This window comes from Amycolatopsis keratiniphila, assembly GCF_000400635.2.
Classification (GTDB): domain Bacteria; phylum Actinomycetota; class Actinomycetes; order Mycobacteriales; family Pseudonocardiaceae; genus Amycolatopsis; species Amycolatopsis keratiniphila.
This window is the reverse complement of sequence record NC_021252.1, coordinates 7,178,552-7,204,856: the sequence shown is the minus strand read 5'-3', so window position 1 is coordinate 7,204,856 and position 26,305 is coordinate 7,178,552. Positions and strand designations below refer to the sequence as shown.

At 68.6% G+C, this 26,305-nt stretch carries 22 protein-coding genes and 1 pseudogene; 20 read left to right on the top strand and 3 right to left on the bottom strand.

Annotation, left to right across the window (positions count from 1 at the left end; translation table 11 throughout):
• Positions 1-63: 63 nt before the first annotated feature.
• The 14 genes and pseudogenes from AORI_RS73055 to AORI_RS72995 all read left to right on the top strand — a co-directional run.
• Positions 64-3,621, top strand: coding sequence for a discoidin domain-containing protein (locus AORI_RS73055; protein WP_016336703.1), 3,558 nt, complete (start codon positions 64-66; stop codon positions 3,619-3,621).
• An 85-nt stretch (positions 3,622-3,706) separates the two neighbouring features.
• The gene (locus AORI_RS73050; protein ID WP_016336702.1) at positions 3,707-4,633 is read left to right on the top strand and encodes an NAD(P)/FAD-dependent oxidoreductase; all 927 of its coding nucleotides are present in this window, start codon (positions 3,707-3,709) and stop codon (positions 4,631-4,633) included.
• 29 nt (positions 4,634-4,662) lie between these two features.
• Entirely contained in the window at positions 4,663-5,262 is a 600-nt protein-coding gene (locus tag AORI_RS73045; RefSeq protein ID WP_016336701.1) for a TetR/AcrR family transcriptional regulator, read from the top strand.
• Positions 5,252-6,133, top strand: coding sequence for a crotonase/enoyl-CoA hydratase family protein (locus AORI_RS73040; RefSeq protein ID WP_016336700.1), 882 nt, complete (start codon positions 5,252-5,254; stop codon positions 6,131-6,133). The genes AORI_RS73045 and AORI_RS73040 overlap by 11 nt, the downstream gene beginning before the upstream one ends.
• Positions 6,130-7,020 (top strand): AurF N-oxygenase family protein, encoded by an 891-nt coding sequence (locus AORI_RS73035; protein WP_016336699.1) that lies wholly within the window; start codon positions 6,130-6,132, stop codon positions 7,018-7,020. Before AORI_RS73040 ends, AORI_RS73035 begins: the two co-directional genes overlap by 4 nt.
• 16 nt (positions 7,021-7,036) lie before the next feature.
• Positions 7,037-7,282 carry a hypothetical protein gene (locus AORI_RS73030; protein WP_016336698.1) on the top strand — a complete coding sequence of 82 codons (246 nt, stop codon included), beginning with the start codon at positions 7,037-7,039 and terminating at the stop codon, positions 7,280-7,282.
• A 632-nt stretch (positions 7,283-7,914) separates the two neighbouring features.
• Positions 7,915-8,085, top strand: coding sequence for a hypothetical protein (locus AORI_RS83735; RefSeq protein WP_158509147.1), 171 nt, complete (start codon positions 7,915-7,917; stop codon positions 8,083-8,085).
• Positions 8,086-8,167: 82 nt separating this feature from the next.
• The gene (locus tag AORI_RS73025; protein WP_123798623.1) at positions 8,168-8,563 is read left to right on the top strand and encodes a hypothetical protein; all 396 of its coding nucleotides are present in this window, start codon (positions 8,168-8,170) and stop codon (positions 8,561-8,563) included.
• A 3-nt stretch (positions 8,564-8,566) separates the two neighbouring features.
• Positions 8,567-10,042 (top strand): hypothetical protein, encoded by a 1,476-nt coding sequence (locus AORI_RS73020; protein ID WP_016336696.1) that lies wholly within the window; start codon positions 8,567-8,569, stop codon positions 10,040-10,042.
• Positions 10,039-10,272 (top strand): actinodefensin-associated protein B, encoded by a 234-nt coding sequence (adfB, locus tag AORI_RS73015; RefSeq protein WP_016336695.1) that lies wholly within the window; start codon positions 10,039-10,041, stop codon positions 10,270-10,272. The genes AORI_RS73020 and adfB overlap by 4 nt, the downstream gene beginning before the upstream one ends.
• The gene (locus AORI_RS73010; RefSeq protein WP_016336694.1) at positions 10,269-11,054 is read left to right on the top strand and encodes a hypothetical protein; all 786 of its coding nucleotides are present in this window, start codon (positions 10,269-10,271) and stop codon (positions 11,052-11,054) included. The genes adfB and AORI_RS73010 overlap by 4 nt, the downstream gene beginning before the upstream one ends.
• A complete protein-coding gene (locus tag AORI_RS73005; RefSeq protein WP_016336693.1) occupies positions 11,044-12,585 on the top strand; it encodes an alpha/beta hydrolase family protein in 1,542 nt (513 codons plus the stop codon). Before AORI_RS73010 ends, AORI_RS73005 begins: the two co-directional genes overlap by 11 nt.
• On the top strand, positions 12,582-14,405 hold the full coding sequence (locus tag AORI_RS73000) for an ABC transporter ATP-binding protein (RefSeq protein WP_016336692.1): 1,824 nt from the start codon (positions 12,582-12,584) through the stop codon (positions 14,403-14,405). The genes AORI_RS73005 and AORI_RS73000 overlap by 4 nt, the downstream gene beginning before the upstream one ends.
• 26 nt (positions 14,406-14,431) lie before the next feature.
• Positions 14,432-15,346, top strand: a pseudogene (locus AORI_RS72995) (glycosyltransferase 87 family protein); the annotation flags it as partial.
• Positions 15,347-15,580: 234 nt separating this feature from the next.
• Here AORI_RS72995 and AORI_RS83080 read toward each other — a convergent pair.
• Both AORI_RS83080 and AORI_RS84070 read right to left on the bottom strand, forming a co-directional pair.
• A complete protein-coding gene (locus tag AORI_RS83080) occupies positions 15,581-16,858 on the bottom strand; it encodes a DUF3100 domain-containing protein (protein WP_081809822.1) in 1,278 nt (425 codons plus the stop codon).
• 310 nt (positions 16,859-17,168) lie between these two features.
• Complete coding sequence (locus tag AORI_RS84070) at positions 17,169-18,158, bottom strand: helix-turn-helix transcriptional regulator (protein WP_043849125.1); 990 nt, start codon at positions 18,156-18,158, stop codon at positions 17,169-17,171.
• Between the two features lie 247 nt (positions 18,159-18,405).
• Here AORI_RS84070 and AORI_RS72980 point away from each other — a divergent pair, with 247 nt between their 5' ends.
• Positions 18,406-18,744, top strand: coding sequence for a hypothetical protein (locus AORI_RS72980; protein ID WP_016336688.1), 339 nt, complete (start codon positions 18,406-18,408; stop codon positions 18,742-18,744).
• A gap of 4 nt (positions 18,745-18,748) precedes the next feature.
• Here AORI_RS72980 and AORI_RS72975 read toward each other — a convergent pair whose 3' ends face one another.
• Positions 18,749-19,705, bottom strand: a complete 957-nt coding sequence (locus tag AORI_RS72975; RefSeq protein ID WP_016336687.1) for an ArsR/SmtB family transcription factor — start codon at positions 19,703-19,705, stop codon at positions 18,749-18,751.
• A 49-nt stretch (positions 19,706-19,754) separates the two neighbouring features.
• Between AORI_RS72975 and AORI_RS72970 the strand changes: the two genes are divergently transcribed.
• The 5 genes from AORI_RS72970 to AORI_RS72950 all read left to right on the top strand — a co-directional run bounded on the left by AORI_RS72970 (position 19,755) and on the right by AORI_RS72950 (position 26,302).
• Positions 19,755-20,183 (top strand): hypothetical protein, encoded by a 429-nt coding sequence (locus tag AORI_RS72970; RefSeq protein ID WP_016336686.1) that lies wholly within the window; start codon positions 19,755-19,757, stop codon positions 20,181-20,183.
• Between the two features lie 152 nt (positions 20,184-20,335).
• Positions 20,336-20,929: a TIR domain-containing protein gene (locus AORI_RS72965; protein WP_016336685.1), complete on the top strand. Its 594-nt coding sequence runs from the start codon at positions 20,336-20,338 to the stop codon at positions 20,927-20,929.
• Positions 20,926-22,575 (top strand): tyrosine-protein kinase family protein, encoded by a 1,650-nt coding sequence (locus AORI_RS72960; RefSeq protein ID WP_016336684.1) that lies wholly within the window; start codon positions 20,926-20,928, stop codon positions 22,573-22,575. Before AORI_RS72965 ends, AORI_RS72960 begins: the two co-directional genes overlap by 4 nt.
• 11 nt (positions 22,576-22,586) lie before the next feature.
• The gene (locus tag AORI_RS72955; RefSeq protein WP_016336683.1) at positions 22,587-23,192 is read left to right on the top strand and encodes a hypothetical protein; all 606 of its coding nucleotides are present in this window, start codon (positions 22,587-22,589) and stop codon (positions 23,190-23,192) included.
• Positions 23,189-26,302, top strand: coding sequence for a helicase HerA domain-containing protein (locus AORI_RS72950; RefSeq protein WP_016336682.1), 3,114 nt, complete (start codon positions 23,189-23,191; stop codon positions 26,300-26,302). Before AORI_RS72955 ends, AORI_RS72950 begins: the two co-directional genes overlap by 4 nt.
• Positions 26,303-26,305: the final 3 nt, after the last annotated feature.

Sequence of the window (26,305 nt, the reverse complement as noted above, 5' to 3'; positions counted from 1 at the left end):
CGCAAGAACATGACAAGAGTCAGGAAGATTCCGCTCAGTCCCCTCCCGGAACAGAGGAATGTCATGCGAACGAGGCGCCTTCTGACGTACGCCGCCCTGTCCCTTCTCCTGGCCCCACCCGCCGTGGCCGCGAGCGAAGCCCCGACGGCTTTCGCGGCCGCCGAAGCGGCCGACGCGACGTACACCGCCAGCAGTCAGCTGCCCGGTTACGCCGTTTCGAACGTCGGCGACGGGAACCAGGCCACCTACTGGGAAAGCACGAACAACCAGTTCCCGCAATGGATCCAGGCCGATCTCGGCGCGGCCACGAACATCGCCCGGCTCGTGCTCAAACTGCCTTCCGGCTGGGAAGCCCGCACCCAGACGTTCTCGGTGCAGGGCAGCGGGAACGGCGCGAGCTTCAGCGATCTCGTCCCGTCGGCGGGCCACCGGTTCGACCCGGCGACAGGCAACACCGTCACCCTCGACATCACCGGGAACACCCGCTTCGTGCGGCTGAACATCACCGCCAACACCGGCTGGCCGGCAGCCCAGCTCTCGGAGTTCGAAGTACACGGCCCGGCTGGCGGGGACACTCAGCCGCCGTCCGCGCCAGGGAACCTCGCCTACACCGAACCGTCGAGCGGCAAGATCCGGCTCACGTGGTCGGCCTCGACCGACAACACGGGGGTCGCGGGCTACGACGTGTACGCCAACGGGCAGCTGCGAGGCAGTGTCGGCGGTGACGTCCTGACCTACACCGACGACCAGCCGGAAAGCGCGACCGTCGCGTATTCCGTGCGGGCCCGCGACGCGGCGGGGAACCAGTCGCCGAGCAGCGGCACGGTGACCAGGACGGGTACGCGCGCCGGCACGAATCTCGCGCTGGGCAAGCCGATCACGGCGTCTTCGGTGCAGCATTCCTACGTCGCGGCCAACGCCAACGACGACTCCGTGACCACCTACTGGGAGGGGGCGGCGTATCCGAACCTGCTTACCGTGGCGCTGGGATCCAACGCCGACCTCGACCGTGTCGTGGTCAAGCTCAACCCGGATCCGGCGTGGGCCCAGCGCACGCAGACGATCGCGGTCGAAGGGCGTGACCAGGGGGCGACCGCGTTCACCACGCTGGTGCCCGCGCAGACGTACACCTTCACCCCCTCGAGCGGCAACACCGTGACGATCCCGGTGAGTGGCCGCGCCGCCGACGTCCGGCTGCGGATCACCGCCAACTCCGGTGCGCCCGGCGGTCAGGCCGCGGAATTCCAGGTTTTCGGTGTCCCAGCCCCGAATCCCGACCTCACGGTGTCGGGTGTCTCGTGGTCGCCGGCGAATCCGGTGGAGACCGACGCGATCACGGTGTCGGCGACCGTCCGCAACGCCGGGACCGCGGCGTCGGGCGCGACGAACGTGAACCTCTACCTGGGCACGGCGAAGGTCGGCACGGCACCGGTCGGCGCACTCGCCGCGGGAGCGTCGGCGACGGTTTCGGCGGACATCGGCACCCGGGAAGCGGGCAGTCACCAGATCACCGCGAAGGTCGACGAGACCAACGTCGTCGTCGAGCAGGACGAGGCCAACAACTCCTACACCGGCTCGACGGCGCTCGTCGTCAGCCCGGTCCAGAGCTCCGACCTCGTCGCGGCCACCGCCTGGTCGCCGAACAACCCGACGGCGGGTGGCACCGTGATCTTTTCCACCACGGTGCGCAACCAGGGCACGGTCGCTTCGGCGGGTGGCGCCCACGGCGTCACGGTGACGATCACCGATCAGAGCGGCGCCGTCGTCAAGACGCTCAGCGGCTCGTACTCCGGCGCGATCGCCGCCGGGGCCACCGCACCGCCGGTGAACGTGGGCACCTGGACGGCCGGGAACGGCCGGTACACGGTCAAGACCGTCGTCGCGAACGACGCCAACGAGGTGCCCGCCAAACAGGGCAACAACACGAGCACACAAGCGTTGTTCGTCGGCCGCGGCGCGAACATGCCCTACGACATGTACGAGGCCGAAGACGGCGTGATCGCGGGCGGCGCATCCGTGATCGGTCCGAACCGCAAGATCGGCGATCTCGCGGGGGAGGCGTCGGGCCGCAAGGCGGTGACGCTGAACTCGACCGGGGCCTCGGTCGAGTTCACCACCCGCGCGGCCACGAACACCCTGGTGACCCGGTTCTCGATGCCGGACGCCGCGGGTGGCGGCGGGCAGAACTCGACGCTGAACGTCTACGTCGACGGCACGTTCCTGAAGGCCATCGACCTGACTTCGCGTCACGCGTGGCTTTACGGCCCTGAGGCTTCTCCGCAGAACTCACCGGGAGCCGGTCCCGCTCGGCACATCTACGACGAGGCCAGCATGCTTCTCGGCACGACCGTTCCCGCCGGGCACAAGATCAAGCTGCAGAAGGACGCCGGCAACGGCTTGAACTACGCGATCGACTTCGTGAACTTCGAGCTGGCCACGGCGGCCGCGAACCCGGACCCGGCGCGCTACGCCGTCCCGGCCGGATTCACCCAGCAGGATGTGCAGGCCGCGCTGGACAAGGTGCGTCAGGATCCGAACCTCACCGGCGTCTTCCTGCCGCCGGGGCAATATCCGGTGACGAACAAGCTCACCGTGTACGGCAAGCCGGTCACGGTGCTCGGCGCCGGTCCGTGGTTCACGAAGTTCACCGCGCCAGCCGGGCAGGAGAACACCGACATCGGGTTCGACGCGCAGGCGAGCGCGAGCGGTTCGACGTTCCGCGGGTTCGCCGTGTTCGGTAACTACACGTCCCGGATCGACGGGCCCGGCAAGGTCTTCAACTTCACGAACGTCACGAACATGACCATCGACGACATCTGGGTGGAGCACCAGATGTGCCTGCTGTGGGCGACCAATGTGGACAACACGACGGTGAAGAACTCGCGGATCCGCGACATGTTCGCCGACGGCGTCAACTTCACCAATGGCAGCACAGGAAACCGCGTCACCGACAACGAGGCACGCTCCACCGGTGACGACAGTTTCGCGCTGTTCGCGGCAACGGACCTCAACGCGGGCAACCAGTACGACAACGTGTTCGAGAATCTGACCGTGCTGCTTCCGTGGCGCGCGGCCGGGCTGGCGGTGTACGGCGGGTACGGCAACACCTTCCGGAATCTGTACATCGCGGACACGTTGACGTACTCGGGGATCACGATCAGCTCGCTCGATTTCGGCTATCCGTTCCTCGGCTTCGGCCCGCAGCCGACGACCGTCCAGAACGTCTCACTGGTCCGTACCGGTGGTCATTTCTGGGGGCAGCAGACATTCCCCGCGATCTGGATGTTCTCCGCCTCCAAGGAGTTCCGGGGTATCCGGGTGTCCGATGTGGACATCCAAAGCCCGACCTACAGCGGCATCATGTTCCAGACCAAGTACACCGGGAACCGCCCGGAGAACCCGGTCGAGGACACGGTGCTGACGAACGTGTCGATCACCGGCGCGCACCGCAGCGGTGACGAGTTCGACGCGAAGTCGGGGATCGGGATCTGGGTCAACGAACTGCCGGAGCCAGGCCAGGGCCCGGCCGTCGGCTCGGCGACGTTCACCGGGCTCACCCTGAGCGACAACGCCGAAGACATCCGGAACACGACGAGCACGTTCACCATCGACCGGAATTGAGCGCGTGACGCCCGCCGGGAGCAGGTTTCCCGGCGGGCGGCCCGGGTATGCGGGTGCTACCCGATACTCGAGGAGAGGACATGCCGTGCGCGACGCCGGGTATGACGCGGTGATCATCGGTGCCGGTCCCGCCGGGTTGAGCGCCGCGCTGGTGCTCGGGCGGTCGCGGCGCAGCGCGCTGGTGATCGACGGCGGCGCGGGCCGGAATTCGGCGGCCGCGGGGGTGCACGGGCTTTTGGCCTGCGACGGGATGAGCCCGGACGCGTTACGGACCGCCGGGCGCGAGCAACTGGCGGAGTACCTGGAAGTCCACCTGCGCGAAGGTCGGGTACGGGCCGTGGAGGGCGAATGCGGTGGGTTCACCGTCGCGTTCGAGGACGGGCCTCCGGTGAACGCGCGCCGGATCGTGCTGGCCACCGGGGTGGTCGAGGAGCTGCCCGGGATCGCGGGGCTGGCCGAGCGCTGGGGGAAGAGCGTGCTCGGCTGTCCGTACTGCCACGCCTGGGAATTCCGGGATCGGCCCTTGGCCGTCCTGGCCACCGAGGGACGGCAGGACGTGGTGTTCGCCGCTCAGCTGACCCGGTGGAGCCGGGATGTCACCTTGTGCGCCAACGGCTTCCCGTTGTCCGCCGAGGACGAAGCGCTTCTGCGCGAACGCGCTGTCCGCGTGCGCCAAGAGCCGGTGCGCGCTGTGGAGGGGCCCGAGGACGAGGTCGAACGGGTCACCTTCCGCGAAGGCGGCCCGGTGGACTGCGCGGCGGTGTTCCTGCACGCCACCACGCGGCAGGCCGACCCGCTGGCCGGGAAGCTGGGCTGCGTGCTCCAGGACGACGGCACCGTGCGGATCGACGATGTCGGATTCACCGGCGTACCCGGGGTATACGCCGCGGGTGACCTGGCGCGGCGGGAATCGTGCCCGCCGGGGATGACGTTCGTGGTGACCGCGGCCGCCATGGGTTTCGTGACGGCCACCGCGGTGGATCGCGAACTGTTCGAGGAAGAGCTGGACTGAAGAGCGGAATCCGTGCTTCACTCCTTGGCATGCCGTACCGACGGACCCCGAAGACCCAGGCCAGGCTGGACTCGCAGCGCGGCGAGATCCTGGCCGCGGCCATCGCGCTGCTGGCCGAGACCGGCTACGCGGGCTGCTCCATGGCCGCGGTCGCCACCCGGGCGGGCGTGGGCACCGGCAGCGTGTACCGGCAGTTCCCGTCCAAGGCCGACCTCGTCGTCGAGGTCTTCCGCGAAGTCGTCTCGCGGGAGGTCGACGCGGTCGAGGCCGCCGCTTCCCAGGGCGACGTCCGCGAGCGGGTGGTCGCCGTGATCGAGACCTTCGCCGGGCGGGCGTTGAAGGCGCCGAGGCTGGCGTACGCGTTGCTGGCCGAGCCGGTCGACGCCGTGGTGGAGGCCGAACGGCTGGTCTTCCGCCGCGCGTTCCGCGAGGTCATCGCCAGGAACATCGCCGACGGGGTGAGAAGGGGGCTGCTGCCTTCGCAGGACGCGGAAGCGACCGCCGCGGCGCTGGTCGGCGCGGGCGCGGAAATGCTGGTCGGCCCGCTGGCAGGCGAGAGCGGGCCGGACACCATCCCGCACCTGGTCACCTTCACCCTTCGCGCGCTGGGAGGCTCCGATGGCGTTTGAGACGCTCACGTATCGCGTCCAAGACCGAAAGGCCTACCTGACCCTGAACCGCCCCGAGCGGCTCAACGCGATCAACGACGTCATGCCCGGTGAGATCCGGCAGGCCGTGGAACGGGCGAACGAGGACGACGCGGTCCGCGTGATCGTGGTGCGCGGCGAAGGCCGGTCGTTCTGCGCCGGCTACGACCTCAAACAGTTCGCCGAGGGAGACGCGGAAGGCCGCTGGAACCAGGGCCCGGTCTGGGATCCGATCAAGGACTACCGGGTGATGAAACGCAACACCGACGACTTCTTCACCCTGTGGCGGTCGCTGAAACCCACCATCTGCCAGGTGCAGGGACACGCGATCGCCGGCGGCAGCGACATCGCGCTGTCGTGTGACGTGCTGATCATGGCGACCGACGCGCGCCTCGGCTATCCGCCCGCCCGCGTCTGGGGTTGCCCGACGACCGCGATGTGGGTCTACCGCGCCGGTGCCCAGCGCGCCAAGCGGATGCTGCTCACCGGCGACACCATCGACGGCGCCACCGCCGCGGAATGGGGACTCGCGCTCGAGGCGGTGGAACCCGAAAGGCTCGAAGCCGCGGTCGAGGAACTGGCCGACCGGATGGCGGGCGTGCCGACGAACCAGCTGGTGATGCAGAAGCTGATGATCAACCAGGCCTACGACAACATGGGCCTTTCCGGCACTCAGACACTCGCGACGCTTTTCGACGGCATCACCCGGCACAGCCCGGAAGGCCGCTGGTTCCGCGAGTTCGCCGAACGCGATGGTTTCCACGAGGCGGTGGCCTACCGCGATTCCGGGCAGGTCATCCCGGACGGCGGCGGACCGCTGCCGGAGCACACGGATCCGAGGAGGTCGTCTTGACCGCGAACACCGAAAGCGAACGGGTCGCCGAGCGTCTGCAGCGCTCCTCCGCGCGACACTCCTACGACCCGGACGTCGACGTCGACTGGCAGGCGCCGTTGGTCGACGGCGCGTACGGCAAGGCGCCGGAGCGCTGTTCCTTGTACGGCACCGCTTTATGGGAGCGGCTCGACGACGGGCAGCGCGCCGAACTGAGCCGTCAGGAGGCCGCGGCCGCGGCGGCGTCGGGGATCTGGTTCGAGCTGATCCTCATGCAGGGCCTCGTGCGTCACGTCTACAACAGCGACCCGACGACCCACAACGCGCAGTACGCGCTCACCGAGATCGCCGACGAATGCCGCCACAGCACCATGTTCGCCCGCTCGATCGAGAAAAGCGGCGGTGTCGTCCGGCGGCCGAGCCGCACGGCGCACCGCTCGGGCAAGATCTTCGGCGCGATCTGCGGTCCGGCGTTGCTGTTCGCCGGCGCCATCTACGTCGAAGAACTCGCCGACGGCATGCAGCGCGAGATGATGCGCGACGACAGCCTGCAGCCGATGATCCGGATGATCTCCCGCATCCACGTGATCGAAGAGGCGCGCCACATCAGCTTCGCCAAGGACGAACTGGGCCGGGCTTGGGCCCGTCACGGTCGCGTCGGCCGCGAACTGATCCGATGGGCGATCGCCGGGATGGCCTATGTCGCGACGTCGGAGTTGTTGCACCCCAAGGCATACACCTCCGTCGGCCTCGATCCCCGCGAAGCCCGCCAGGTCGCCACCGCGAATCCGCATTGGCGCCGGACCAAGGCGGCGTGGGCGGCCAAGGCCGTCGACTATTTCACCGAGATCGGCCTCATCGGCGGCCCGAGCCGCCGGCTCTGGCGCCGCGCCGGCGTCCTCGACTGAACAAGGAAGGCACTCCATGTCCAAGCTCCTCGGCCTCGGCATCGCCGCGACCGGTCTCGCCCACTTCGCCGCTCCGGCCGTGTTCGAGCCCGTGACGAAGATGGCGTTCGCCGACGACGTCCGTAACTGGACCTACCGCAACGGCGCCACCGAACTCGTCATCGGCCTGGCGATCGCGGCCCGTCCGACCCGGAAGGCCGGGGTCGCCGGCTTGGCCGTCTACGCCGGATGGCTGGGCAAGCGGGTCCTCACCCGACGCTGATCCCGAAAACGGAACAAGCACGTCCACGTAGGCTCGCGGCCGGAATCCCGGCCGCGAGCCACTTTGCTCCAAGCAGGTGAACTCTTCACAAGGCGGTTGCCCGCCCTCGGAGTCGGTCAATACGGTCAAGATCGCGGGCGGACCTGGGGGTCGGCGTCCCGTGTCCTGCGCTCCGCGGAAACTGTCGCGGCGGGCGCCTTCATTCATTTCCGATTGCTCGAAATGCGGGTATTCCGTCGTAATGCCGCATGTCGCGGATCGATCCGAAGAGTCTGTTGCGGGCGTGAATCCGCCGTGCTAGCTTGACTCGAGACGTACTGGGGAAGCAAGCCGGTCAATTCGCCGGTGAGAAAACAATGAATTACTGGGGAAGGAAGCACGGGTGCCCGTCGGGTGCCCGTGTGCGGTGCTCGCCGAATACTGGGGAAAGGCGCGCCATAGTGACGAACTGGGGTCCTTTCGCGCCCGAACACGCCTTGTCCGAGGGTGTGCCGGGGTAAACGCGGCTTTTCCGTTCGACGTATTCACGTTCGCTCCGCCTTTCTCGTGTTCGCACGCCTGGAGCTCTGTTCGGCGTGCGCGAAAAAGCTTGGGGTCCGACCGTCGGTACCTCATGTAAAAAGGAGGAAAGAATGCCCAAGGTGACTATCAGTGCCAAGCTCGGCGACGGAATGCTCCAGCACCTCTACGCGGAGCCGACCGTGGTCGAGGAGGCCTGTGGCATGCCGGGCGACGGTTGCGCCTGGGACTCGCAGTGCTGCCCCGGCCACCTGTGCAACTGGTTCCACTGCCAGCAGATCTGAGCCGGTCGAGCCTGACGTGAGTTGACGGGGGGCGCGGATCTCGGGTCCGCGCCCCCTCTCCCGGACGTATCACGACGGAAAGATGAAGGCAGTGAGAGTAAAAGAAGCAGGGCGGCGAGCAGGGGAATTCGTCGAGTCCGTCCGTGATCCGGCGGGCGGATATCGAATCGAGCGGTGGCCCGCTGTCGAGGGGCGCCGCGCCGGACGTTTCGATCTCGCGCGCGCGGTCGCCGGATTGCGTACCTGTCAGCGGGAGAAATTCGGCTTTCTCGACCCCGTCGACGACGCACTGTTCCTCACCGCCGGGCTGCGTGCCATGGGGGTGCCCGCGTCGTTCAATCTCGGCCGGGAGATAGTGCCCGCCAAGGCTCCTGCCAGTTTCTTGGCCTGGGTTTCCTGCGATGAAACCGTGGTGAGCACTTCCGTCCCGGTTCACGAAGAGTATGTCGTCGTCTTTCGGTCCGAGGGGGTCGAGTAGGCCGTGCTGAGACAAATAGAGCTCGACGACGGGAAAATCGTCCACCGCGGCGGGGAAATCGACCCGGGTGCCGGTCTCGCCGTGCGCTCCACCGGCTCCGAATTCGAAATCGGCCGTCCGGAACCGACCTCGCGCGAGATCTTCTACCGCATCGGCGCCGGACGCATCGAGTTCAGCGAGGACGTCGAGGCGTTCCGCGCGCGATCCGACGCGGACCTCGACCACGGCCGGCTCCTCGCCCTCGTCGAAGGCCTGCCGGAACCACCGGACGGCAGCCCGATGGCGGGTGTGTACCGCCTCATGGTCGGTTCGTACCTGACCCTTGGCGCCGACGGCGTGTCCGTCAAGCAGCGCGGATCCGACGTCGTACCCACCCGGAAACCCCTGCACAAGGCCGTCACCGCATTCCTCGCGGGACTCGGCGGGGGCTACGGGCTCGCCTTCAGTGGCGGCCTGTCCTCGACGTTCCTCGCGACCTGCGCCCGTGCCGCCGGCCACGCGCCGGTGCTCTTCCACGCCGATCTCCACCGTGACGGCGTTCCCCGGCCGCCGCTCCCGGCGCCCGCCGGGCTGTGGATCGAGCACGTGCCCTGCGCGCTGTCCGAGGTGCTCGACCAGGACACGATCACCGGTGAGGAACTGGTGCCGCCCACACCGGAGCTGGCGATGCGCCGCCACCTCGTCGATCGCCTCACCGATTTCGCCCAGCGGCCGCTGGTGCTGGGTTCACTGCTGGAAAGCCTGGTCACGACGACGCTGTCCGAGGTCGAGGTCGGTCGCGGTGGACGGCAGCTGCTGGCCTGCGAGCCCTTTCACACCACCGGTGTGCTCCCCGACGTCACCGCCGCGCTCGCCGCGCTCAAGACCAGGGGCGCCAACGCCGCGGCCGCCCGCGCGGCCGAGGCACAGCCGGGGCTCACCGCTCCCGCCACCGGGCACGGCGGGCACGGTCTGCCGGGTCTCACCGAGGAAGGGCGTGAAGCGCTCAAGTCCGCGCAGCTGGCGACGGGCGCACTCTGGCGGGCCCACCTGGACGACCTTCCCGCCCCGGTCGGGCGGGCACAGGCCCGGCTGTGGGAGAACGGGGCGCTGGCCGTGGCGGGCGACCGGACGATCGTGCCCGGTCTCGACGCCGGGGTGCTGGCGTCGGTCGCGGGCTACGAACCCCGGCGGCTCGGCCATATCCGCGATGGCCTCTTCGTCAACCAGGTCCCGATGCGCGAGGCGCTCGCGAAGGACGCGGGGCCGGTGCGCGAGTCGTCTTCGGCGTTCGCCTTGCGTGCCGCCGCTGCCCAGCACCTGCACCGCGAGCGCAAGAAGGTCGCCATCGAACTGTCGAACGGCAGCGTGCTCGCGGACCTGGGGCTCCTCGACATCCGGCCGGTGCTCCGGATCCTCGACGACGCCGTGCTGACCGCGGACCGCGCGCCCATGCTGTTGCGCCTGACCTGGCTGGAGAGGTGGCTGAGGAAGCGATGACCGACGACGTCCATGGCTACGAACTCGCCGAGGGAGTCGTGTTCACCCGGCTCCCGTTCGGGGGCGGTGTGCTGGTCGAAGGCGCCACGCTGGCGCTCGCCGAATGCACCGAATCCCAGGCCGCGGTGGTCCAGGACCTGCTGGATTCCCCGGTGAAGAAGCCGGAGCAAGGCTTCGCCCATGACCTGCTCGAATCGGGCTGGCTGGTCGAACGAAAGGACGTCCGTTGATCGCCGCACTCGGTCAGGCCGTGTTCGGCCTGCTGGCCGCGCCCCTGCTGGTGGCCGGTCTTTCCAAGCTGTTCGTACCCGCCACCGAGCTGTCGTGGCCGTACGATTCCCGTCTCCTCGCCGCTCCGCACGGGCCACGGCTGGTCGGTGCGGCAGAGATCGTCGCCGCGGGCCTCGTCATCGCGCTGCCCGGCGGTTTCGCCGCCCTGGTGGCGCTGGTCTCCTACGCCGCGCTCGCCTTGGTGGCCTATCAGTTGCGGGGGCAGAAGTGCGCCTGCTTCGGGGCCGCGCGGCTCGCCGCCGTCGGCAGCGCGCATATCGGCGCGAATCTGGCCGGCGCGCTCGTGTCGGCCGCCGCGCTGCCGTTCCTGGCCGAACCTTCGCCGTGGCCGCGGCTCGTGGCCTGTGCCGCCGGGTCGGTGGTGCTCGTCGTCGTGCTGCGTCATTTCGACCGGCGGGCGGCCGAGGGAACCGACGCGCCGCCGTGCCTGGAACCCGTGCTCGGGGTTCGTCTTTACGTGTCCAGCTCCTGCCCGGCGTGCCGGTCCTTGCACACCTTGATCGACCGGATGGAGCCCGCGCGCCGGGATTCGATCACCACCGTGGTGCTCAACCCCGGCGACGAACGTCCGGCCGGTTTCGACGGGCTCGGGGTGCCGTCCGCGACCGGCCTCGACGCCGCCGGGGAGCCGGTGTGCTCGCCCGTGGCGGGAATCGGCGACGTCAAGGCGCTCATCGACCGCATCGTGGTGCGTCTGCCCGGAGGGACGCATGCCGGTTAGCCACCCGAACGGCGACGGCTCGCTCGCGGTGCTGACGACGCTGCCCGGGCGGCCGAGCCTGTCGGCCCACCGGGACGACCTCGGCGACTGGTGCGGTCTCGATCTCGACCCCGCACTGGCCGGGCTCGCGGTCGATCGCGCCGAACCCCTCTCGGTCGCCGTGCGGTTTTCCGACGGGGAAGAGTGGCATCCGCCGGTGGCGCGGATGACCGGGTTCGGTTACGCGTGGCATCCGGATCTCCCGTTGCTCGCCGGTCTGGCGCACGGACCCGGCGGGCTCCACCCGTGGATCGCGGACTGCGCCGCGCGCACGGTGATGGAACTGCCCGGGATCAGGATCGCCGCCTCCCTCACCACCTTCGGCAACGCCGGTGGTGCGCCTCTGTGCTGGCTCGACCGTGATCGCCTGTTGGTGCTCTGTCCCGAAATCCGCGAACAGACCGAAGCCGCCGCGGGGACCGAGCCGCTCGTATACGACGCCGCCGGCCCCGGCTACGTGTCCTTCGAGCCCGGTATCGAAGCCTTGCACGCGGCGGCGGGAGCCCGGCTTTTCGAGCTCGACCTGAACAGTGGCGCCGGACGCCCGCTGCTGCCCGATTCCTTGCTGGTGCGGCATCTCGAGCGCGGGACCGACGGCTCGGTGCTCGTCGATCACGTCTCCGGACTGCGGCCGAGCACGCGTGCGGGCACCGGCGCACAACGGCTGGCCTGGGCGGTCGGCAGGCTGACCGAAGCGGGCTTGGAGCCTTTGGAGGACAGCGCCGCACTCAGGCCGCCGAGGCCACGTCCGGTCCGTCCTTTGAGGACACCCCGGGCAGGGTCCGTCGATGAGGTCGTCACGATTCCGACGGGGTTCCACGACGCGGTGCTGACCGTGTCGCCGCCGGGTGCCGTCGACGCGACGGTGCTCTGGCTGCGTGCGACGTCCGGCCCGCTCCGTGCCGAACTGCCCGGACCGAACGGGTTCGTGGGGGCGGATTCCCGTCAAGCCGTCCTCGACCTGCCGTTGCATTGGCCGGGTGACGTCACCCTCGAACAGGTGCACGGGCAACTGGAGCGTGCCATCGGGGCGAGCCTCGAACACCTCGGTGACCGGGTCGTCGTCGGCGGACACAGTTTCGGGGCCACTCTCGCGCTCTACGCGCTGGCGCACTTTCCCACTCTCGCGGCGGGTATCGCGCAGAGCGGTTGCTACAACCGGACCCGCGTTTGCGGTGGCTTCCAGTACGAGAAACGGCCCTACTGGGCGGTTCCCGAGATCTACCACGCCTTCAGCGCGCTCTTGTTCGCCGACCGGATCCGGCGGCCGGTCCTGATCGCGCACGGCCTCGACGACGCCAATCCCGCGACGCATCCCGACCAGGCCGTCGAGTTCTATCAGGGGCTCGTCGCCGCCGGGGGAGAAGCCAGGCTCGCCCTGTTCCCCTGCGAGGGCCACACTTTCCGCTACCGCGAGACCCACGACCGGCTCCAGGAGATCCAAACCGCATGGCTCGCGAACGTGCTCGAACGAACGCCGGCGTTGCGGTGACCGCCGCGAAGGGGCTCTCGACCAGGAGCCTCGCCGGAACGACGGTCTTCGCGCTGCGCCTGATCTGGGCGGCCGACCGGAGACGGTTCACCGCGATCCTGGTCCACCAGCTGTTCTCCGCCGCCACCCTCAGCCTCATGATGCTGGTCACGAAGGAAGTGCTGGGCGGTCTCGGCGGAGACGCCCGCGACCTCTGGCCGAAACTGATCCCGCTGCTGATGGCCGTCATGGTGCTGACTTCGATCAACGGCGCCTTCCGCGGCCTCGCCCAGTCGTGGCAGCGCGTTCTCGCGGTCAAAACGGATCGGCACATCCTGTCCCTGGTGCTGCGGTCGACGATCAAGACCGAACTGCTGACCTTCGAGGACCCGGCCTTCTACGACCGGCTCCAGCGCGCCGTTTTCGCGTCTCGCGTGCAACCCATCACGCTGGTCTCCTCCGCCGTCGCGATCATCCAGGCGTCGTTCAGCCTGATCGCGGTCGGAGCCACTTTCGCGGCCATGACCTGGATCCTGCTGCCGCTGTGCCTGCTCGCGCCGATCCCGTTGTTCCGTGCCGCCAAACAGGAACGCGACGCGCGCTACGGGCTCAACGGGAAACTCGCCGAAAACCGCCGTGTCCGTGACTACCTCGAACGGCTGCTGACCGGCCGCGACGAGGCGAAGGAGATCCGCGCGTTCGGTATCGGCCCGGTCCTGTTCGACCGCTGGAATTCCCGCTACGACGAGGAAATCGCGGATACGACGGTGCTGTACCGGCGGCACGCCCGGCGCAAGATCGCCGCCAGGCTGACCGGTGACCTGATCACCGTGGCGATCATCGGCGGCGTCTGGCTCTACGCCGGCTCCGGCGGGATCGACGTTCCCACCGCGATCGCCGCCCTGCTGGGGCTCTTCCTGCTCAACACGCGCGTGCAGGCGATCACCTTCCTGTTCAACGCGCTGGGCGACGTCCTGCTCTATCTGGCCGATCTCCGGCTCTTCGCGGCTTCGTCCTCGGCGGAGCCGGTCGAACCGGCTCGGCGGGCGTATGGCTCGCTGTCCGCCCGCGATCTCGGGTTCCGCTACCCCGGTGCTTCGGAGCCGACCCTGCATGGCGTGGACATCGATCTGCCCGCCGGCGAGATCGTCGCGTTGGTGGGCACCAACGGATCGGGGAAGACGACCCTCGCGAAAGTGCTCGCGGGACTGTATCCGCCGAGCACCGGCTCGCTGTCGATCGACGGGGAACCCGTCCGGGATCCCGGGGTGCTTCGCGATCGCACGGCGGTGTTGTTCCAGGACTTCGTCAAGTATCGCCTGACGGTGACCGACAACATCGAGTTCGGCAGGCCGGGAGCGGAAGATCCGGCGCGGCGGCTGGCCGAAGCCGCGCGCAGCGCCGCCGCCGACACGATCGCCGAGCGTCTCGACCACGGATACGACACGGTGCTCGGCGCGGAATTCTCGGGCGGAACCGACCTCTCCCTCGGGCAATGGCAACGGCTGGCGCTGGCACGCGCGTTCTACCGCGATTCGCCGTTCGTCATCCTCGACGAGCCGACGGCCTCCCTCGACGCCCAAGCGGAAGCGGAACTGTTCGACAAGCTTCGCGATCTGTTCAAGGGGCGTACGGTCCTCTTCGTCTCGCACCGGATGTCGAACGTGCGCGGGGCGGACCGGATCTACACCCTCGACCGGGGGCGGATCGTGGAATCGGGCGACCACGAAAGCCTGCTCGCCGCGGACGGCATCTACGCGAAGCTGTTCCGGTTGCAGGCGGCCGGATACGAAGACCGTGATACCGGGGTAGGGGTCCGCGACCCGGCGATACCCGGGTAGCGGGGCCGAGACGGGTCCACCGGGCGATGTGCCGCGGTCTCGGAACGGAGATCATTCTCCCCATGCTTCGGATCAACGCCCTGCGCGCCAACGCGACGGTGCTCGCCGTCGGCTTCGCGGTCACCGTACTCGTCGCGATCGCGCTGATCTGGTGGCTTTCGGGCACTCCACTCGGGGTCGACTCGGCCGTCTACCGCGCCGGAGGATCCGCCGTGCTCCACGGGGAGCCGCTGTACGACCACCTGACCGCGCTGCCCGGCTGGGCGCCGGAACTGCCGTTCACCTATCCGCCGTTCGCCGCGCTGCTCTTCGTCCCGCTGACCGCGCTCCCGGCGCAATGGTGCTGGGGCCTGCTGGCGATCGCGGCGGCGCCTTCGCTCCATGTCGCGCTCCGGCCGTTCACCGAGCGCGCGTACCTCCCGCTCCTGCTGCTCGGTGCGTTCGCCCTGCAACCGGTGTGGCAGACGATCGGACTCGGCCAGGTCAACCTCCTCCTGATGGCCGTCGTGGTCGCGGATGTGCTGCTGCTGCGCGAATCGCGGTTCCGCGGCATCGGGATCGGGCTCGCGGCGGCGGTCAAACTGATCCCGCTGATCTTCATCGTCCACCTCGTACTCGTCCGGCGGTTCGCCGACGCTGCCCGTGCCCTGGCGGCCTTCCTCGGTGCGACGACGCTCGCGTTCGTGGTACTGCCGAAGGATTCCGTGCGCTACTGGACGTCCGCGATCTTCAACGGCCACTTCGCGGAGATGAAAGGCTGGGTGGGAAACCAGTCGTGGCAAGGATTCGTCGCCAGGACGCTGCCGGAGGGCGGCGTCGCGACAGTGCTGATCGGCTGCTTCGGCGTCCTCTGCGCGGGGGTGATGATGTGGCTCGTCCGGCGTCTTCACCGCGCGGGCGACGACCCCGGCGCTCTGCTGGTGACGGCCGGTTGTGCCTTGCTGGTCAGCCCGATCTCGTGGACGCATCACTGGGTGTGGGTGGTGCCCGCCCTCGGCTACCTGTGCGCCAGGCGGCCCGCGATGGGCATGGCCGCCGTCGTCTTCACAGGCTGGACCGTCGCCGTGGTTCCCGGTGGAGGCGGCACCGAACGCACGTGGAACCTCGGGCAAGCCGTCGTCGGCAATGCCTATCTGATCGCGGCGCTCGCGCTGCTGTTCGTGCTCGGCCGCCGCTCATCCGGTGAACCCGCCGAGGGACAGGACGATCTGGGCCAGCAGAGCCGAGGTGAAGAAGGAGCCCGCGAACACGAGCAGGGTGACGACGACCGCGCGCCAGCTCAGCGTCCGCAAGATTCTCAGCTGCCGGATGGTCACGCACAGACCGACGCAGCTGAGCACGGCCGTGGCCAGCGTCAGCAGATCGACAGCGGACAGGACGCGCAGCATGGTCGCGGACCACGGCAGTCCCGGAACGGTCAGCACCGCGCCGACGAGCGCCGCCCACAGCACGGTCGGCACGAACCGGCCGGTCCGGTCGCCGAGCATCCGCACCCCGAAAGCGAGGGCCAGCAGCAAGAGCATTCCCGGCGCCGCACGCCATCCCGAGGTGACGAAAAGGAGCCCGGTCACGGCCAATCCGCTCACCAGCCGGGAGGGCACGACGGCCGCCTTCGGCTCGACCGTGTCCCCTGATACCAGCCGATTCCGCACCGCGGTGGGGGAACGGTAGAGCCGCTCCAGCACCGGAAGGACGACGAAAGCGCCCAGCAGCACGGTGGTGACGTAGGTCAGGACGTCGCTGGCCGTCGCCAGCGCGAGGATGTCGTCCTGGGGCAGGTCACGGGAACCGTGCGCGAGTGAACCCGCGCAGGAGATCGTCATGCCGCCGCTGCCGACGCCGCAGGCCATCGCCAGCGCCGTGGAACTGAACAGCGGAATCGTCGACCCGATGCCCGCGAGCACGGAGAAGAACAAGGACCCGAAGAGCGTGCCGCTGATGTAGGTGGCGAGAACGCCGGACCCTTCCGGTCCGGCGATGCCGTACCGCTCGGTCACCAGGGCGATGCTGGGTTCGCGGCCGATCGAAAAGGTGGCGCCGATACTCGCGCGTCCGAAGCCGAGCAGCAGGGCCGCCGGGAAGGCCAGCAGCGCGGTCCCCGCCTTTCCGAGGCTCTGCACGAGGATCGCCGGCCCGGCCTCGGCGATCGTGGGAAGCGCCGTCCCCAGCACGACCCCGGCCCGCACCACGAACACCACCGTCAGCAGTTGCAGGAGCTGCCCGGCGCAGGACCAGATCGGCGCGGCCGCGTCCGGACGCCGCCAGGACAACGACAGATTGAGGACCACCGTGATCACGAAGGCGAAGAAAAGCGGAAGCAGGACGAGCGCGAACGAGCCGATCCGTAGTTCCAGCGCGCCCGCGTACTCGGTTCCCGCGGTGACCAGCGCGCACAACGCGGTGACCCCGATGACGACCGCCGTCCCGGTCTTGGCGCTCGACCACTCGGACATGACCACCCCCGGAACCCACCATGCCCGATTCCCGGCGCGCGTGGTTGTTTCGTCTTCCGGATGGTTCGGCCCTTGACCAGCGTGGACACGGGTTCGCCGGTCGTGCTGTGCCTGGCGGCTCGAAGAAGGAGCATGGGTTGTCCCGACTCCCCGGTGGCCCGGCCCCCGCCCCGGTGAGCCGGCTCCGGGCGGAGACCCCGCCGCCCGGAGTCACGGCACCGGTACGCAACACCGGAGTTTCACGCGGTGTGGACCCCGCGTACCGGTGCCGGAACCCAGTCTTCGCCGCCCCTCTGATCGACTCAAGGAGTCATCGGCCGTCGCGCCGCAACGTCCGATACGGCGGGCAGCCATAGGCGGCGCGGTAATGCTGGGCGAATCGGCCGGGATGGAAGAAGCCCCAGCGGGCCGCGATCTGGGTGACGGTGAGGCCGTCGGCCGGATCAGCGGTCAACAGGTCCCGGTGTGCCTGCTGGAGGCGGGCTTGGCGGAGATAGCCCATCGGAGTCGTCCCGCGGTGGCGGCGAAAGGCGTACTGCAGCGCACGGATGGTGACGTGGCTGGCGGCGGCGATGTCGGCGACGGTGATGTCCAGGTGGGCGTGGTCGTCGATGAACGCCATCGCCCGCCGCAGGGTGGCCGGATGCGAGTCGCGCCGGTCTTCGATGGTCGGGTCGGTCGACGCGGTGTTGGGAAAGGCGGCCAACGCCGCGGCGGCCAGCAGCCGCCCCGCCGCACCGGCCACGAGCGGTTCCGCCATGGACTCCGGGCGATCGCGGACGCTGGTGGCGAGGTAGTCCATGGTGGCGATCAGGTGACGGGCGGCGTCCTGGCTCGTCGTGCGCAGGTCGGTGAAGCGGACCGGCTTCGGATGGCGCGTGTCCGCCGTGGTGGCGACCTGGTCGAGCAACGGGAAGGGGAACGTGACGGCCTGGACCGCGCCGTCCTGCCACCGCGCCTGGATGGGGGGATGGTCCTCGGTCGTGTTGCACAGGTGCACTTCACCGGGCCGGAAACAGTGCGCGGCGCCGCCGTACCGATAGTGCAAGGGCGCGGTGCGAGGCCGGGCGATCATCAAACTCGGCACGGCCTCCAGGGTGTAGCCGATCTCGGCGCTGTGCACGGCCGTGACGAAGGAGAACGTGTCGGTCACCAGCCTGCTGAGATGGACCGGGGAGCCTTTCCGTCCGACCCCCAGCCTGAAGCTTCCCCCGTACACGCCGGTCAGGTACTCGCCTGCCTCGTCATGATCGGTGGTCTCGAACAGCACGTGCCGGGACGGTGCGGGGGCGGCGGCCATCGTCATGACTCCTTGGCAGGACGAAACGCTGGCGCCGTGGGGTCCAGCCGCCGCCACCAGTACGGCGAACATCGTCCTCTCGTCCGCGCGGAAACAGGAGAGCCGTCACGCGGTCGGAGCAAGCGTCGTCAGCCGGCCGCGGCCTGTGCGGGGTGACCTGTCTGCGGTTTTCCGCCCTGGCGCAAAAGTCTCGCCCGGCCGGCGAGGCGGGCGGCAAGCTGTTCCCGAGCCCAAGGGGAGGGGAACGATGATCCGGAAAATGATGCTCGTCGGCGGCGCGATGATCTCGGCGCTGGTACTGGGGACCTCGACCGCGGAGGCGGCGACCGGCTACCTCATCTCGCAGGGAAAGGACTACGCGCAGTACGACTCCGAAACCGGTTTCGCCGAGGTTTGCGACGAGGAGCAGGACGGTAACGGCGTCTACGCCCAGTACAAGCAGAAGATCGGGATGCTGACTCTTCGCGACAGCAACGGTTCGAAGATCGGCTGCGGCCACGCCACGATCCCGGATGTGACTTCGTTCCGGGTCTGCGAGGACGACGCGGGAGCCGACAGTTGCACGACGTGGCGGCTCGTGCGCTGAGGGCTCAGCCCAGCAACGAGGCACCCATCGGCGTGAGATTGTGCAGCACCACGGCTCCGTGGCGACGGCTGGCGATGAGCCCGGCGTCGCGGAGCACCGTGGTGTGCCGCGAAACCGCGGCCGCCGAAATGCCGAGCCGGTCGGCGAGTTCGCCGCTGGTGGGGCGGCCCGCGACCGCGTACAGGACGGCGGCGCGGGTCCGGCCGAGCAGGATGGCCAGGTGCTTCGGCAGCGGAGCGGGCTCGTTCTCGTGGGACACCGGGAAGACGAGGACCGGTGGAAGGTCGTCGTCTGCCAGGGCGACAGGGGTGTCCCAGCAGAAGTAGGACGGCACGAGCCGGATACCGCGACCGCCGAGGTGGAGGTCGCGGTCCACGGGGTAGCGCACGGTCAGGACCGGCGCCTCCCAGCGAAAGGCGGGCCGGAGCGACTCGAGCAGGCCGAGGGTGCCGTTTTCGACGGCGAGGCGTGACCGCAGGGCCCGGTCGATGTCGACCTGGGTCCGCACGCTCGTCCACTGTGGAGCGACCAGGGTGTCGTGGGCGAGCTGGAGCGCCCCGGCGACCTGATCGAGCGCCGCGCTCGTCCCCGCGGCCAGCCCGCGTGTCCAACCGGGCAGACGGTGATACTTCGCCATCAGCCCGACTTCGCGCCCGAGCCGATCCGCCGGCGTCCCGCGGAGCGCCGCAAGCCCCGCCTTCAGCCCGCACGCGGACTCGGCGGGGGTGAGGAAGTCCGGGAAGTACCGGGCAGGCGGTGCGATCGTCTGCAGGAACCGCACCGCGGCCCGCGCGTCCCGCTCCCGCAGGCCTTCCCGCACCCGCCGCCGCCAGCGCGCGAAGGCGGGAATGCCGTCGAGCGTGAGCTTCTGCATGGCCAGAACCGTTTCCCACAGCGGATCCGGCGCGGCCGCGACGCGGACACGGGCCAGGTCACGGTCGGTGAAGTGAATACGAAGCATGACGCCTCCCCCATGGAGTCGTCATTCATTTATCACATCGGAGGGGACCATGAAGGGGATTCCGGGCAGGAACCTGCGGCGGGCGGCCACGGCGATCGCCGTGGCGTCGGCGGCGACACTGGCGTTCACGGGCACCGCCTCGGCCGCGACCGGCGCGGCCACCGCGTCCGGGAGCGAGGTCTACGGCTCGGCCAACTGGACCTGGACGTTCAGCGGGATGAGCGGCATCAACATGGCCGTGCGGGACACCAAATGCGACGGCAACCCGGTCTACGTGTTCTTCGAGGCCGACCTCGGCATGGGGACCATCGGCCCGACGCCGTACCGCTGGAACGAGAGCGGATGCGGCACCACGAGCTACTGGAGCAACCTGAAGTACAACTCGGGCACCAAGCTCGGCAAGGTCCGCGTCGTAACCTGCGTGGACGACGCAGGTTGGGACACCTGTTACCGGAGCGGATGGCAGTACAACCGCTGAGTCGCAGGCGCGATCGCCGGGGCGCTGATACATGGAGGTCGGCGCCCCGGACGGCCATTGTCCACTTTCTGGCCAATTGACTGGCCAGTTGTCTCGATAATCTCCATTATCTGTCGATTTCCGCCCGGTGCCCGCCGCATATCATCGTTGGCGTGTCCGAGTACGAGTACGATCTGTTCATCAGCTACAGCCGTCACGGCAGCGTGCAGAAATGGCTGCTCAACCACTTCTACGACAAACTGAGGGAAAGCCTCGCCGACGAGTACGGCAGCCTGAAAGTGTACATGGACCGGCAGATGCCCAGTGCGGTGCACTGGCCGTCCAACCTGCGGGACGCTTTGCGGCACAGCAAGATCATGGTTCAGTTGCTCACTCCGCCTTACTTTCAGTCGCCGTGGTGCATGGCTGAGATGCGCAGCATGCAGGCCAGGGAGGAGATGCTCGGACTCGCGGGAAACGGTGTTTCCTCCCAGGGGTTGATCTATCCGATCCTGTACTCGGACTCGGAGAATTTTCCCGAAGAGGGAAAGGTGCGAGCCTGGCGGGATTTCAAGGATGTCGCCTACCCGGACCCGTCTTATCAACAGAGTATCGAATACAACAAGTTCCACCTCAAGGTCAGGGAGCTGGCCAGGGACCTGGCGCAGTTGGTAGCCCAGGCTCCACCGTGGCGGCCGGACTGGCCGCTCGTCGAAGTACCGGAACCGGTGCTGCTGCCGACTCCTCCATTGCCGAGGTTCGAATGACGACCGGCACCGTGCTCACCTTCTATTCGTACAAGGGCGGGGTGGGCCGCAGTTTCACGCTGGCGAACGTGGCCGTGCTGCTGGCGCGCTGGGGTTATCGGGTACTCACGGTGGACTGGGACCTCGAAGCACCCGGGCTGCACCATTACTTCGGACCGAAGCTGGTCGAGCAGCCGGAGCACGGAGTCGTCGACCTCGCGCACGACTTCCTGCGCGGTGCCGGATCACCGGTGGCCCCGCAGGACCTGGACTCCTACGCCGTCCGGGTCGGCGTCGAAGGTGACAGGCTCGATTTGCTGGCCGCCGGACGCGTGGTGTCCGGCAAGCTGGACGACTCCTATTCGAAACGCATGCAGGAGCTGAACTGGGATGAGCTGTACCGGCGCGGTTTCGCCGCGTACCTGGAGGCCTGCCGGGCGGTGTGGACCGAGAACTACGACTTCGTACTGCTCGACAGCCGGACTGGTGTGTCCGACATAGCCGGCATCTGCACCGCGCATCTGCCGGACCGGCTGGTCGTGGTGTTCACCGCCAACGACCAGAACCTCGACGACGTGGTGGACGTCGCCCAGCGGGCCGACCGCGCCCGTGACCGCATGCCCTACGACCGGCCCCGGCACTCGGTGCTCCCCATCCTGTCCAGATTGGACAATCGAGTCGAGTACGAGCGCGCCGAACAGTGGCAGCGCAAGTGCGCCGAGGCCGTGGCGCCCCTGTTCGGGAACTGGCTGGCGCAGACCGTCCCGGTGGACCTGATGATGCGCCACCTCACGGTGCCCTACGTCTCCTACTGGAGCTTCGGTGAACAGTTGCCGGTCCTGGATGAGCAGGTGCCCAAGGCGGACCAGATCTCCTACGCGCTGGAAACGGTCGCGGCGGTCATCGCGCAGGACTTCGACCGCACCGACGTGCTGGCCGACAACCGTGACGCCTACGTGGCCGCGGCGCGGGACCGGTGCCGTGAGTTCGACCTGGACGTGCTGGTGTCGAGCGCACGGCAGTCCAGGGTCGCCACGGAACTGATCGAAGAACTGCGCCTGCTCGGGGTCCGCGCCGACCGCTCGTTGTCCGGCGATCCGGGATTCCTGGCCGAGGCCGCTGATTCGGCCCAGCATCTGTGCCTGGTTGTGGAGGGACCGCTGAGTCGCTGGCAGATCACCGAGTCCGAACGGTTCCTGCGGCACACACTCGGGCCGGAGGGCACGCATCGGCAGCTTTTCTGCCTGCTCGCCCGCGGCATCGATCGCGACGAACTGCCGGGCTTCGTGCGCAATCTCCATCACCTGGAATTCACGCCGGACGTGCGGCCCGTCCGAGCGGCCAGGCAGCTGCACCACCTGCTCACCTCCACCGGGGCAGGGCCGGGCCAGGAGGCACTTCGGGCCGCGGCGGCCGCTCTCCGCACGCTGCCGGACACCCTGCCCTACGCCGAACGCTTCGTCCTGATCGAGGACACCGTGCGCGGGATGGCCACCGCGCTCGATCAAGGTGACATGGCCCAGTTGCTCGACCGGTCGGCGGACATGGAGTTCCTCGGCAAAGCCCACGGCGACGGTCACGGGGTGCCCGCACCCCGTGAGCTCCTCGATGCGACGAAGGCACTGCTGAACCGGATCGATCGACGCATCAACGCGTTCACCGAATGAAAGGCGGCGAAATGCCGGAACAGTACTCAACGAATGCCAGAGCCGCCCTGCTGGCGCTGGTGCTGGCCAACCGGGACATGCTCAACACCGAATTGGTCAAAGACCACAAGGTCCGGCTTAGTCCCGCCGAACGCGACCGGCTGAACGCCGCCGGGTTGCTGAAGAGTTCGACGAATGTCCGGCCGTACGTGCACCGGATCACCGACGAGGGGATCGGCTGGTGCATGACCGACCTGGTTCGCTCGGAACTGCCGTCCCGCTCCGGGCCGCAGGCCCGGCAGCAGCTCGACCTGCTGCGCCGGCTGGTGCTCTTCCTGCGCCGACGCGGCCTGCTGGCCGAGGCGCTGCGATCCGGCTACCTGGAGTCGCTCATCCGCGGCGTCTACGCCGAGCTGTCCGTGGGCACGCAGGACTGGATCCGCCTGGCTCGGCTACGGCCGAAGCTCAACGGCGCGGGCAAAGACGAGGTGGACGCCGTGCTGGTCGAGATGGCGAAGACGAACACGGTCCACCTGGCCCCCGACTCCAACCGCAAGGTGCTCACCCACGCCGACCACGACGCCGCCATCCGGGTCGGCGGTGAGGACAAGCACCTCATAGTGATCGAGGAATCATGAGTGACGACTTACGTGAGGTCCTGGCCGTCCTGCGGATCAACTCCGCCGAGACCCCGGACGACGTCTGGCACACTTCGCCCTCGCACATCGACGGCCTGCACGCGAGGGTCGAGCACAACATCATGGCGGGCATTGAAGACGCCAGGGCCAGCACCGGCCCGAGCCCGGTGGGCGTGGTCGTGCAAGGGGAGAAGGGAGTGGGGAAGACCCACCTGCTCGGCACGGTGCGTCGCATGGTGCAGCGCAAGGGCGGCTACTTCTTCCTGGTCGAGCTCACCACCGGAGACGCGTTCTGGGACGACATCGCCGAGGCGATGCGCAGCGAGCTGCACCGGGCCAACGACGAGGGCGAGCGCCAGCTCACCGTGCTGCTGCGGCAGTTGTGCGCCGGTGCCGCGGTGTCCGAAGAGGTCAGCCGAGCCATCGTGGGAGAATCGGCACTTCAGCCTGATCACCTGCGCGCATTGCTCAAGGGCCTAAGGAAGGCCGATGCTCGCATCGCCGTGGAATGCGGTGACACCATCCGGGCACTGGTGCTCTACGGGTCCGACACCGCAGACATCGGTCTGGAATACCTCCAGGGGCACGAAGGCAGCGAGGACGACCGCCGATTCTGGGGCATGCAGCACCGCGCCAAGTCACCCCGCGTGCTCGTGCGCGACATCTCCCGCGTGCTTGCGCTGACGGGACCGTGCGTCGTGGGGGTCGACCAACTGGACACTCTGGTCAACAAGGGGCAGGACGCCCTCGACACTCAGGAGACCGATGCCAAGGTGACCCGGGAAATCGCGCTCATCTCCGACGGTCTGATGGCGCTGCGCGAATCTACCCAGCGGACACTGACCATCGTCGCGTCCCTGCCTAACACCTGGATGCGGTTGAAGGAGGTGGCCAGCGACACGGTGGGCGATAGGTTCACCCAGACCTCCTTCCTGGGGGCGATCCAGGATCCGGTACTGGGCAAGAAGCTGATCGAGAAATGGCTTGGGGTGATTTACGATAAGCACGGCGTCACGCCACCGCACTCGACCTGGCCCGTAGCCGCCAGTGCGTTTGGTGCGAGCTGGACGAGTTACACACCGCGGCAGTTGCTCAAGCGGATCCACGCCCACGCCGAAACTTGCCTGCACGGTGAGATCCGGGAACTGGGTTCCTTCGACGAGAAGGTGGTCCTACCCGTACCCATGGCCGAACTGCCGGTTCATTCCCTCGACGAGCTCGACGAGGAGTTCGCCCGGCTGCGGAGCGAGGTCGACCTCAGTGAGCTGGGTATCAGCAAGGACAACGAAAACGAGGTCACCCCGCCCTTACTGTTGGCTGGGCTGAAGGCGTGGATCACGGAGGTCGGCAACGACGACCTGAAGTGGCAGGCGGAGCCACTGGCGGACGAGGAAAGGCTGCACGCCGGCCTGCGACGGCTCCTCGACGACGCACTCGACATCCAGGAGCAGTGGACCTTCCGCGTCATCTCCGGGGCCCACGGTACGACGGTGCTGCACCGGTTGCGCAACGCCCGCGACGCGGCGGGCATCCGGGCCGGGGCCAAGGACCGGCACCTCGTGCTCATCCGGTGGGGCAACCGCGGCTGGACCGGGCCGACCACTCGCAAGGAGTTCACCGCGCTGGAGCGACTGGGGGTGCGGCGCCTTGACATGTCGGATGAGGATCTGCGGACCTTCAGCGCGCTCCGGGAAATGTTGGCCACGCCGACGCACCGGCTGATCACCTGGCTGGTGGCGCGCAAGCCCGTCAGCGGCCGGACGCTGCTGCGCCACGTCCTGCCCCAGCCCACCCAGCCCAGGAGCGGTCACCAGGAAACGCGGCCGCCGCCGGAACTCGCCCCGGGGAGAGTCGCCGCCTCATCCTCCGCTGAGCCGACCGAACCGGTAGGCGAGAACCTCGTGCTCGGGTTCGACGGGGAAATCCGCATCGAGCTGGAGTCGCTGCGCAAGCACGTCATCGTGTTCGCGGGGTCCGGCAGCGGGAAAACCGTGCTGCTGCGCCGGATCGTCGAAGAGTGCGCTCTGCGCGGGGTCTCCGCGATCGTGCTGGACCCCAACAACGACTTGGCGCGCCTGGGCGATCCCTGGCCCGAACCGCCTGGCGACTGGCTGCCCGGTGACGCGGGCAAGTCGGCGGAATACCTGGCCAACACCGAGGTCGTGGTGTGGACACCGGGCCGGGCGGGCGGACGTCCGCTCAGCTTCCACCCGTTGCCGGACTTCGCCGATGTCCGAGAAGACGCCGACGAGTTCGCGGCCTCCGTCGAAGCCGCCGTTGCCCGGCTGGTGCCGCACGCCAGGGTCGCCAACGGTACGAAGGGCGCCGTTCGCGGCCGGGCGGTGCTGCGCGAGGCGCTGACGCATTACGCCCGTGCCGGGAAACGGGATCTCGACCGGTTCATCGAATTTCTCGCCGAACTTCCGGAGGACGTGAGCAAGCTCAGCACCGGCACCGCGATGGCCGCCGATCTGGCGGAAACCCTGCGGGCGGCCGTGGTCAACGACCCGCTCCTCGGCGGACCGGGGGAAGCGACCGACCCGGGGGTCCTGCTCACGCCGTCAGCAGGCAGGCGGGCCCGGATCTCGGTGATCAGCTTCATCGGGTTGCCGTCTGAGGAACAGCGGCAGGGTTTCGTCAGCCAGCTCCAGTGGGAGGTGTTCTCCTGGATCAAACGTCACCCGGCCGTGGACCGGCCGCTCGGTGGGCTGTTCGTGATGGACGAAGCACAGACCATCGCGCCGTCGACGGCGTTGACGGCCAGCACGCAAAGCACCATCCTCCTCGCCTCTCAGGCTCGCAAGTACGGACTCGGCCTGGTGCTGGCCACCCAAGCACCTAAGGGAGTGCACAACCAGGTGGTCGGTAACGCCACGACACAGTTCTTCGGCAGGCTGAACAGCCCGGCGCAGGTGGCGGCTGCGAACGAGATGGCCAAGGCGAAGAGCAGTTCTGTGGGCGACATCTCGCGGCTGGAACGCGGGCAGTTCTACGCCACCGGCGAGAACTTCGCCTTCCGCCGGATGCGGGTGCCGCTGTGCCTGAGTCACCACCCGCCGAGTCCGCTGCGGCTCGAAGAAGTTCTGGACCGGGCCCAAGGGCATCGGTGACCG